Genomic DNA, 1,636 nt, shown 5'->3' with positions numbered 1-1,636 from the left:
ATCGAGGTTCAGGCGTTGGTGAAGGCGTTCGGTCCGTCCGGGTCGTGCGCGCTGGGGTCGGTCAAGGGCAATATCGGCCACCTCGACGCCGCCTCCGGCATGGCCGGTCTGATCAAAGTCGTTCTCGCCCTGCACCATCAGACACTGCCCGCCTCACTCAACTACACCACACCCAACCCCGCGATCGATTTCGCCGCGACCCCATTCCACGTGCAAGCCACCCGCACACCCTGGCCCCGCAGACCGCAGCGGCCACGACGCGCAGGTATCAGCGCCTTCGGTTTCGGCGGCACCAATGCCCATCTCATCATCGAGGAACCACCCGCACCCGCCCCGTTACCATCGACTCCACGCACCACACACACCCTTGTCGTATCCGCCCGCACTCCCGAGGCACTCGACGAGCTCACCGATAACCTCGCCACCTTCTTACGCGAGGAACAACCCGACCTCGCCGCCACCGCCCATACTCTCGCCCGCGGTCGCCAACCCTTCCCCCACCGCCGCATCGTCACCGGCACCAGCACCGACGCCATCGCCACAGCACTCCAAACCCGCGATCCCGCAACCGTCCACACCAACCACGCAACCACCCACGACAAACCCATCGTGTTCCTGTTCCCCGGCCAAGGCGCACAGCACCCCCACATGGCCTGGGAACTCTACGACCAAGAACCCCAATTCCGCGCCACCGTCGACGAATGCGCAGACCTGCTCCAACCCACACTCCACGCCGATATCCGCGACATCATCACCACCGACCCGGAGACCCTCGGCCAAACCCGATGGGCTCAACCAGCCTTGTTCACCATCGAATACGCCCTCGCCCGACTGTGGCAGCACTGGGGAATCACACCCGCCGCCATGATCGGCCACAGCCTCGGCGAGTGGACCGCCGCAACCCTCGCAGGCGTATTCACCCTCCCCGACGCACTCCACCTCATCACCCAGCGCGCTCATCTCATGCAACAACAACCCCCCGGCGCGATGCTCAACATCATCGCCGACCGCACCACCATCGAAAAAGCACTCCCACCAACACTTTCTCTCGCAGCACACAACGGCCCCCGCGACTGCGTCGTCTCCGGACCACACGACGCCATCACCACCTTCACCACCACCGCTCACGGCAACGGCTGGACAACACACCCCGTCAACACCCAGCACGGATTCCACTCCGCTCTCATGGACCCCGCCATCGACCCACTCGCCACCACCATCACCCGAACCACACTCCACCCACCACGAATCCCCTTCATCTCCAACACCACCGGCACCTGGATCACCCCCGAACAAGCCCAAAACCCTCACTACTGGGCCAACCACCTACGCACCACCGTCGAATACACCACCGGCATCAACACCCTGACCACCCACTACCCCACCGCCACACTCCTCGAAGTCGGACCCGGCACCACCCTCACCACACTCACCCGCCGAACCACCACCAACACCACCCTCAACACCCTCCCCCACAAACGCGACCACCACACCCCCACCCACACCACCCACACCACACTCGCAAAACTCTGGCTCACCGGCACCACCCCCAACTTGACCACATACCACCCCAACCACCACCGAATACCCCTACCCACCTACCCCTTCCAACAACACACCCACTGGCTCACCAAAC

Annotated in this window: 1 protein-coding gene; it reads left to right on the top strand. The window is 64.1% G+C overall.

What is annotated here, in order from left to right; genetic code table 11:
• Positions 1-18: 18 nt before the first annotated feature.
• The coding region (locus AB0L97_RS38595) for a type I polyketide synthase (protein ID WP_364440013.1) at positions 19-1,636 on the top strand (1,618 nt) is incomplete at its 3' end.

Origin of the sequence: Nocardia sp. NPDC051911 (genome assembly GCF_040681035.1) — a bacterium.
Lineage (GTDB): Bacteria > Actinomycetota > Actinomycetes > Mycobacteriales > Mycobacteriaceae > Nocardia > Nocardia sichangensis.
Note: the sequence above shows the minus strand (reverse complement) of the source record. Positions and strands in the feature narration are given on the sequence as shown.